The organism is Phaeobacter sp. JH20_02, from assembly GCF_048056915.1.
GTDB lineage: Bacteria > Pseudomonadota > Alphaproteobacteria > Rhodobacterales > Rhodobacteraceae > Phaeobacter > Phaeobacter bryozoorum.
In genome coordinates this window covers 101,347-109,758 of record NZ_JAYMVP010000014.1, presented here as the reverse complement: position 1 = coordinate 109,758, position 8,412 = coordinate 101,347, and the positions used below count along the sequence as shown (strand labels likewise).

Sequence of the window (8,412 nt, the reverse complement as noted above, 5' to 3'; positions counted from 1 at the left end):
GGCGAGCAGTCGCCCGTAGCCAAGATATTCCCAGATCGTGCGACACCAGAGCTATGCCGCCTTCAGACCGAGCTTGGGTCGCGTCATTCATTTCGTGAAACGGCACGGATCATGGAGACCTTTCTTCCCTGCGCGAAGCAGATTAACACAACGGTGCGCAACCGCCTGGGCCGAGTCGCACAGAACTTTATTGACCGTGAACCCGCGCAAATCAGTGTGGATGAAGATGCGCAATCGCCTCCGCTGACCGTGTTTCTAGACGGTGACCATATCCGTTGTCGGCCAGAATACCAGAAGCGGCACCTTGATGTGGTGGTGGGTAAGGTCGAAAGTCCCAATATGTGCCGTCGCTTTGGCCTTGTCGCGCAAGCGGGGCCGTCACCGAGTGGACAGCTCAGACAACACTTGCTCGCGCTCGGCTGGGACGGTCAGCGGCCGGTCACCGTCATCTCCGATGGAGAACCCGCGCTGCCAAATCTGGTCCGTGCTGCCGTTGATGGGCGTGTGCGCCATATCCTGGACTGGTGGCATATTTCGATGCGCGTTCAGCATATTGAAAATGCCGTCAAAGGGCTTTTGCAGACGGAGAGTTTTCCGGGATTTCCTGAACTATTCAAACGCCCAGCGGAAACACTTCGATGGTGCTTGTGGCATGGGAAAATCATGACCGCTGGTACGCGCCTCAAGCTATTAATGATTGATTCCGGCAGGGTCACAACGGAAGACGCTGCAATCAGGGCGGCGGCCGCGAGAGTCCAAGCACGTTGTCGAGAACTCTACACGTACTTGGCAAACAATTGGGATGCTCTCACCAACTACGGCTGGCGACACCGCAACGGGTTTTCGATTTCATCGTCTCGGGCGGAGGGCTGTGTCGACGACATCGGCAACGCACGGATGGGCAAGAGCCGCAGGATGCGATGGTCACCGAGTGGCGCGCACAATGTCGCAGTTACCAGAGCAGCCGTTCTCGATGGTCGATTGTCCGTTTCACACCAAGAGATGGCCGCTTAACCCCCAGCTTTTGCCCACTCCCGTTGCCAAGCCAGCTGTCAGGCGGTGAGAAACAGCGAGTTGCCGTGGCGCGCGCGTTCGCCGCACAGCCCGAACTGGTTCTTTGCGACGAGATCACATCAGCGCTCGACGTATCAGTGCAGGCTGCAGTTCTGGAACTGCTTGACGATCTGAGGCGTGACAAGGGTACCAGCTACATCTTCGTTAGCCACGACCTCGCGGTGGTCAAGGCTTTGTCCGACAGGGTCGCTGTCCTTTATCAGGGGCGCCTGTGCGAACTCGGCGCGACCAGTGATGTCTATGGGTTCATCTCGCATCCCTACACCGAGGTCCTGTTGGGCGCTGTGCTGGAGCCCGATCCGGACTTTGCCCCCACCCTTTCGGCTGGCGACGTGGTCGAACTCAGCCCGCCGGCGCAGGGATGCCCCTTCCAACGGCGGTGTCCGAAACGTCTTGGTCCTGTCTGCGAGCAAGTTTCCCCGCCGCGCAGGACGTTTTCCGATGGTCATTCAATCTGGTGCCACCGCGAGGACCTTTCGGGAGCCTGATCTGCCCGGTTAGCCTATGTTCGATCACGTCCCAGTGGTTCTGGTTGGCCAAAGGGTGAATTCTCATCGGGTGAATATCTCGAGACGTCGGGCTATCACATCACGACAAACAGGAGTGATGTGCGATGCAGGTTGACGGTCTTTCCGCGCTGGTGACTGGTGCGGCTTCGGGGTTGGGGCTGGCTGCGTCCAAAGCTTTGAAAATGGCCGGCGCCAAGGTCGCCCTTCTGGATCGGGACGAAGAGAAGGTGTCGCTGGCGGCCAATGAGATCGGCGGCGTGGGTATCGCGTGTGACGTTACCGACCCGGACGCTGTGGTCGAAGCGTTAGCGAAAGCCGAACGGAAAAACGGGCCGATCCGCATCAATGTAAACTGTGCCGGCATTCCCGGTGGCATGCGGCTTGTCGGCCGCGACGGACCGGTGGACATGGCGGCTTTCGCTCGTGTCATCGACATCAATCTGATGGGAACCGTCAGCGTCATGACGAAATGTGCCGCCCGGATGATGGCGCTGGAGACGTTGAACGACGATGGTGAGCGCGGGATCATCATCAATACGGGGTCGATCACCGCCGTTGAAGGGCAAATCGGGCAGGGGGCCTATGTGGCTTCCAAGGGGGCAATCGCCAGCCTTACCCTGCAAGCCGCAAGGGAGTTCATGCCGCGGGGGGTTCGGGTCATGACGATCGCCCCAGGTCTGTTCAAGACACCAATTGCCGATCACATTCCGCAGGAGGTCATCGACGGGATGCTGGATGGCCGCATGTTTCCGAACCGGTTTGGGGACCCCTCGGAATTTGGTCGCCTCGCCGTCGACATCGTGCGCAATCCGATGCTGAATGGCGAGATCATACGTCTGGACGCAGGCGTCCGGCTTCAGGCGCGATAAGCCTCCCGGATTCGTTGGTTCTCGGCGTCGTTCTCGGCGGCTTCGATGAGCCAGGCTCTGAACTTTTCTGCATCTGGATGATCGCGGCCCGTTTCGGGCGAAATCAGATAGAATGCCTCGTGCAACGGCGCTTCGATCTCGAATGGGCTGAGCAGACGACCGCGCTCGATTTCTATGCCAAGCATCGAAGATCGCGCCAAGGCCACGCCGCCGCCGCGCGACGCGAATTCAAACGCCAGCAGCGATGTATCGAACTGAAGCCCCTGTCCAGCGTTCACACCAGTGGCCGTGGCGTGGCGCAGCCATGTTGCCCAGCCTTCTTCATATCCCAGCACATGCAGCAGGCGATGATGGACAAGGTCGCCTGGTGTTCGAATGGCCTTTTCGCCTTCCAGAAGGGATGGGGCGCAAACCGGCTTGATCACTTCCCAGGTCAGTCGGTCGGCCTTGTAACCGGGCCATCTTCCGGTACCGTACTGGATGTCCAGGTCAAATCGCTCGTTGTCGAACTGGTCGCCCCAGACGCTGGAGACCAGACGGACTTCGGTATCAGGGTGGCGATCAAAGAAACCCTGAAGCCTGGGCGCGATCCAGTTGACTGAATAGCCGACCGGCGCGCGCACGGTCAGCACCTCGGAGCGCCTGAGGCCAAAGACCTCCTCCGTGCCTGCGGCCAGACGTTCAAAACCGTCCCGGACTTTGGGCAAATAGGCCGCGCCGACCTTGGTGAGCACGAGGCTTCGCGGTTTGCGCTCGAACAGGGGTTCGCGCAGGTAGTGTTCCAGCAGCTTGACCTGCTTGCTGATCGCGGCCTGCGTCAGGTTCAGTTCCTGGGCGGCATTGGTGAAACTCAGATGCCGCGCCGACGCTTCGAAAGCGCGCAGCCAGGTCAGATGTGGTAGTCGTCGGGTGCTCATGGCCAACTCATGCATAATATTTATTTGGTTATAGGGGGATTATGCGTTGCTTGAAAGCCAGGAAAGAATGGACGCAAGATGATGCCGGAAACGACCGGAGGTGCCGCCTTGCCCATCGAAAGCGAACTGGGTTTTGACCCGCAGCGCCTGCGGCGTATCTCGAGATGGATGGAGGCACATGTCCGCGAGGGGCGGCTGAGCGGTCTGGCCGTCCAGATCGCAAGACGTGGCGAGATCGCGTTTTCCGAACGCACGGGGTATTCCGGCACCGCAAACGGCCAGCCGGTCGCGCCGGATACGATTTGGCGGATTTATTCCATGTCCAAGCCGGTGACCTCGCTTGCCCTGCTCATGCTTTATGAGGAGGGGGCGTTTCAATTGGATCAACCGATTGCTGACTTCCTGCCAAAGTTCGCTGGCATCCGTGTCTGGAAGGGGCCGGGCCATGCGCTGGACGCGACCGAGCCGGCGCGACGCCAGATTACCATCCATGACCTGCTGACCCATCAGGCTGGCATCGTTTACGGAGACCCGCAGGGTAACGCACTGGAGCAGGCCCTGTCGGCAGCCGGGCTCGATTTCGATCGCCGATTTGAGAGCATGGCCGAGGCTGTTGATGCGCTCGCGGGTTTTCCATTGGCCTTTCACCCCGGAGACCGCTGGTTCTATGGGTTGTCGACCGATGTCCTTGGTCGACTGATCGAGGTCATCAGCGGCCAGTCCCTTGGCGCGTTTCTGAAATCACGGATATTCGATCCGCTGGGCATGGTGGATACAGGGTTTTCTGTGTCATCGGACAAGGCCAAGCGTCTGGCAACGCTCTACGATCACAAGGAGGGCGGCTTTGTCGCCTCAACAAATCAGGATCGTTGCGCAGCACCTGTCACGCTGGAAAGCGGTGGCGGCGGGCTGGTCTCCACGATGGATGACTATCAACGGTTTGCGACCATGCTCTTGCGGCGCGGCGTGCATGACGGCGGCAGGCTTTTGGGTCGCAAGACGTTCGATCTGATGGTGTCCAACCACATGGGCGGCGATCTGGCCAGCCGGGGGCAGGCGCATTTCAGCGAAACCACCTTCGAAGGCATCGGGTTCGGCCTTGGTGTGTCGGTCATGCTGGACCCGGCAAAGGCGAAGATCCTCGGATCGCCCGGTGAATTCGCCTGGGGCGGCATGGCCTCGACCGCCTTCTGGGTGGACCCGGTCGAGGAGATGACCGTGATCCTGATGACCCAGCTTGTCCCCTCCAGCGCCTATTCCTTGCGGCGACAGTTAAGGGTTCTAAGCTATCAGGCCTTGGTGGATTGAGGCGCGATCAGGACAAAGGCAGGTCTGCCTCGGCCAAGTGGCAAGCGACGGTCAACCCTCCGGGCAGGTTGCGCAGGGGAGGTGTCTGCCTGTCGCAGGTTCCCGCGATGACACGGGTGCAGCGGTTGGCGAAGGGGCAGCCCTTGGCACCGATAATCACGCTACCGGCGCTGGCCGCCTTGGCCTCGCTCGTATCGGCCACACCTTCAAGCCAATCCTGCCGCATCTCGGGAACCGAGGACAGCAGGAGTTTGGTATAGGGGTGGAACGGCGGGCTGAAGACGGCCTTTGACGGGCCTTTCTCCACCACGCGTCCGGCATAAAGAACGACAACCTCGTCAGCGAAGGACGCCACGGTGGACAGATCGTGGCTGATGAACATGTAGGCGACGCCCAGCTTGTCCTTGAGCGATTTCAGAAGCTCGATCACTCCGGCGGCAACCACGGTATCCAGAGCCGAGGTCACCTCGTCGCACAAGATCACCTTGGGATCGGCAGCCAGTGCGCGGGCAAGATTGATACGTTGCTTCTGCCCGCCCGAAAGCTCTCCGGGATAACGCGACGCGAATTCGCGGGGCAAGTCGACCAATTCCAGCAGGTCGCCAACCTTTTCGGCCCGTGTGCGGCCCTTGATCCCTTGGTAGAACTCCAATGGGCGCCCCAGGATGTCGCCGATCCGCTGGCGCGGGTTCAGGGCGGTATCGGCCATCTGGAACACGATCTGGCAATCCTTGAGCGTCTCGCGCGACCGGTCCTTCAACGCCGGCGCGGCGATCTTGCCGCCAAGATGGATCTCGCCTTCTTTCAACGGGGTAAGCCCCGCCACGACGCGTGCGAGCGTGCTCTTACCACAGCCGCTTTCGCCGATCACCCCCACGACCGAGGCCGCGGGCACATCCACCGAAACGTCCGAAAGGATCGTCAATGCGCCGTAACCGGCCGTGACATTGCGGGCCGAGATTACCGGCTCCTGCGCGGCAGCGGTTTCGACATGTTCCACCAGGTGTGGCGCGGGGCGGACGGCGGCCATCAGCGTCTTTGTGTATTCGTGCTGCGGATCATGCAGGATCTGGGCGGTCGTGCCTTCCTCGACCATCTCGCCATTCTTCAGGACAAGGATGCGGTCAGCCACCTGCGCGACAACGGCCAGGTCATGGGTGACATAGATCGCCGCCGTGCCCTGATCCCGGATGATGTCCTTGAAGGCTTTTAGCACCTCGATCTGGGTGGTCACGTCGAGCGCCGTGGTCGGCTCGTCGAGGATCAAGAGGTCAGGCCCGCAGGACATGGCCATTGCTGCCATAAGCCGTTGCAATTGCCCGCCCGAGACCTGGTGCGGGAACTTGTCGCCCACCGTCTCCGCGCCGGGAAGGTCGAGCTTGCGATAGAGGTCGATAGCGTTCGCAGTCAGGGTTTCGGCATCGCCCGCGCCGTGCCACAAGGGGGCCTCGATCACCTGCCGGCCGATCCTGAGCGCGGGGTTGAAGCTGGCGGCGGCGGATTGAGCCACATAGGACACCTCGTCACCGCGCAAGGCGTGTCGTTCCTGCGGCGACAGCGCCATGATGTCCCGCCCATTGAGCCAGACCTCGCCGGCTGAAATGCGGCAGCCGGGGCGGGCAAAGCCCATGGAGGCAAGCGAGATCGTCGACTTGCCCGAGCCGCTTTCGCCGATCAGCGCCAGCACCTCGCCCTTGGCCACGTTGAGCGATACGCCCTTGACGATCGGCACATAGGCACCCCCGGGTGGGCGACCTTCGACGCGCAGGTTCTTGATGGTCAGGATATCGCTCATTGGTCGATCTTCTCCAGAACGGTTTCACCCTGCTGGCGCTGCTGGAACCAGTCGACAAGCAGGTTCATGGAAACAGTCAGCGACGCGATGCATGCGGCGGGGATCAGCGCGGCAGAGGAGCCGAGGAACAGGCCGCCCACGTTTTCCTGCACCATCAAACCCCAGTCGGCGGCGGGTTCCTGCACCCCAAGGCCAAGGAAGGACAGGCCCGAGAGGAACAGGATCGAAAAGGTGAAGCGCAGGCCGAATTCCGCGATCAAAGGGGCCATGGAATTGGGCAGGATTTCACGTGTCAGGATCCACCATGTGCCTTCGCCACGGGCGCGCGCGGACTCGACGAAATCCATGACGCCGATGTCATAGCCAAGCGCGCGCGACACGCGAAAGACACTGGTGGACAGAACCAGCCCGACTGTCAGCACCAGCACGGTGATAGAGGTGCCGAAAGCACCGATCACGACAAGCGCGAGCAGCGTCGATGGGAAGGCCATGAACGCCTCGACGATGCGGCTCACGATGATGTCGAACCAGCCTTTCAGGATCGCGGCGGCAAAGCCGAGCGTCACGCCGAAGGCAAAGGAAATCACGGTGGTGATCAGCGCGAGCAGCAGGGTGGTGCGCACTCCGTAAATCAGGCGCGAGAACACGTCGCGCCCCAGTTTGTCCGTCCCCAGCAGGCCGCCTTCGCCAATCGGCGCAAAGGTCGTGGCGGAGATTATCTCGGCCTCGCCATGCGGGGCGACCCATGGACCGAACAGGGCGAGCGCAAACCAGAACAGCAGGACCGACCCCGCGATGACAGCGGTCCAGGTCAGGCGCAGACCGGCAAAGACCGACGCGCGTGGCGCCACGATTTCGGAAGTGTCGCTCATTTCGGATACCTCAGGCGCGGATTGGCCATGATCGACAGGACGTCGGCCAGCAGGTTCAGCAGGATATAGACCGCGCCAAAGATCATCGCGCAGGCCTGAATCAGGGGAATGTCGCGCAGGCTCACACCATCGACCAGCAAACGCGTCAGCCCTGGCACCCCGAAGACGGTTTCCACGATGATCACGCCCGAGACCATGTAGCTGAGGTTCAGCGCGATGACGGTGAGGATGGGCGAAAGCGCGTTGGGAAGCGCATGGCGGATCACCAGGCGGCGTTTCGGCAAGCCCTTGAGTGCGGCCATTTCCATATAGGGCGAGGTGAAGATGTTGATCACCGATGACCGGGTCATCCGCATCATATGTGCCAGAACCGCAAAGCTGAGCGTGGCGACGGGCAGCGCCAGGGCGCGGAAATTTTGCCAGAAGTCGAAGTAGGGCCGCGTGTTGGCCGAAGCGGACAACCATTTCAACTCGACCGCAAAGACTTTCATCAGGATGAGGCCGATGAAGAATTCCGGTACCGCGATCAGTGCGAGCGTGGTCATGGCCAGTGTCTTGTCCACCTTTCCGCCCGCCCGCATCGCTGACCACAGGCCAAGTGCAAGCGACAGTGGAACCGAGATCGCCGCCGCCAGAAGCGCAAGCCGAAGCGTGTTCCACATCCGGCTTTCGATCATGTCGGCCACGGGGCGCTTGGTCGCGAGTGACGTTCCGAGATCGCCCTGCACCATGCCACCGAGCCAATCGAAATACCGCACGATCGCCGGGCGGTTCAGCCCCATTTCCTCGCGCAAGCTGGCAAGCGCCTCTTCCGTGCGGCTTTGACCAAGGATCGCCTCGGCCACGTCACCCGGAAGGATCTCTGTCGCTCCGAATATGATTATGGATGCCAGGAGCAGGGTCAGCAGTCCCTGCGCCAAGCGCGTCAGTATGATGCGAAACACCCCGTTCCTCCCTCAAGGCTGGGTGCATATTCGACGCAAGCACGGGTTCGGACAAACAACCATAGTGACCCTAATGGGTGCGTTTTGGTTATGGCTATGGCATGCGTGGCTTCACGTTCGGGCA

8 protein-coding genes are annotated in these 8,412 nt (G+C 61.0%); 4 read left to right on the top strand and 4 right to left on the bottom strand.

Translation table 11 applies throughout. The annotated features are described in order from the left end of the window. From VWY34_RS04170 to VWY34_RS04160, 3 genes are all read left to right on the top strand, one after another. Positions 1-1,014 (top strand): ISKra4 family transposase (locus VWY34_RS04170; RefSeq protein ID WP_416536810.1); only part of this gene is annotated, 1,014 nt, incomplete at its 5' end. 23 nt (positions 1,015-1,037) lie between these two features. Next, positions 1,038-1,562, top strand: a complete 525-nt coding sequence (locus VWY34_RS04165; RefSeq protein ID WP_416558532.1) for an oligopeptide/dipeptide ABC transporter ATP-binding protein — start codon at positions 1,038-1,040, stop codon at positions 1,560-1,562. A gap of 125 nt (positions 1,563-1,687) precedes the next feature. Next, on the top strand, positions 1,688-2,452 hold the full coding sequence (locus VWY34_RS04160; protein ID WP_416536812.1) for an SDR family NAD(P)-dependent oxidoreductase: 765 nt from the start codon (positions 1,688-1,690) through the stop codon (positions 2,450-2,452). Here VWY34_RS04160 and gcvA read toward each other — a convergent pair. After that, on the bottom strand, positions 2,440-3,369 hold the full coding sequence (gene gcvA / locus VWY34_RS04155) for a transcriptional regulator GcvA (RefSeq protein WP_416536813.1): 930 nt from the start codon (positions 3,367-3,369) through the stop codon (positions 2,440-2,442). The two genes, VWY34_RS04160 and gcvA, sit on opposite strands and share 13 nt — an antisense overlap. Before the next feature lie 78 nt (positions 3,370-3,447). On the opposite strand from gcvA, the gene VWY34_RS04150 reads away from it, so the two are divergent. Beyond that, a complete protein-coding gene (locus VWY34_RS04150) occupies positions 3,448-4,677 on the top strand; it encodes a serine hydrolase domain-containing protein (protein WP_416536814.1) in 1,230 nt (409 codons plus the stop codon). 7 nt (positions 4,678-4,684) lie between these two features. Here VWY34_RS04150 and VWY34_RS04145 read toward each other — a convergent pair whose 3' ends face one another. Genes VWY34_RS04145 through VWY34_RS04135 form a run of 3 tightly spaced genes read right to left on the bottom strand, consistent with a single transcriptional unit; the run spans position 4,685 to position 8,288 of the window. Beyond that, complete coding sequence (locus VWY34_RS04145) at positions 4,685-6,472, bottom strand: ABC transporter ATP-binding protein (RefSeq protein WP_416536815.1); 1,788 nt, start codon at positions 6,470-6,472, stop codon at positions 4,685-4,687. Then, the gene (locus VWY34_RS04140) at positions 6,469-7,344 is read right to left on the bottom strand and encodes an ABC transporter permease (RefSeq protein ID WP_416536816.1); all 876 of its coding nucleotides are present in this window, start codon (positions 7,342-7,344) and stop codon (positions 6,469-6,471) included. Before VWY34_RS04140 ends, VWY34_RS04145 begins: the two co-directional genes overlap by 4 nt. Further along, positions 7,341-8,288 (bottom strand): ABC transporter permease, encoded by a 948-nt coding sequence (locus tag VWY34_RS04135; protein ID WP_416536817.1) that lies wholly within the window; start codon positions 8,286-8,288, stop codon positions 7,341-7,343. The genes VWY34_RS04140 and VWY34_RS04135 overlap by 4 nt, the downstream gene beginning before the upstream one ends. Between the last annotated feature and the right edge of the window lie 124 nt (positions 8,289-8,412).

Bases quoted from the DNA above. Each gene is read 5' to 3' on its own strand.
- VWY34_RS04160 (WP_416536812.1), top strand. From the start codon at position 1,688: ATGCAGGTTGACGGTCTTTCCGCGCTGGTGACTGGTGCGGCTTCGGGG.
- gcvA (WP_416536813.1), bottom strand. From the start codon at position 3,369: ATGAGCACCCGACGACTACCACATCTGACCTGGCTGCGCGCTTTCGAA.
- VWY34_RS04150 (WP_416536814.1), top strand. From the start codon at position 3,448: ATGATGCCGGAAACGACCGGAGGTGCCGCCTTGCCCATCGAAAGCGAA.
- VWY34_RS04145 (WP_416536815.1), bottom strand. From the start codon at position 6,472: ATGAGCGATATCCTGACCATCAAGAACCTGCGCGTCGAAGGTCGCCCA.
- VWY34_RS04140 (WP_416536816.1), bottom strand. From the start codon at position 7,344: ATGAGCGACACTTCCGAAATCGTGGCGCCACGCGCGTCGGTCTTTGCC.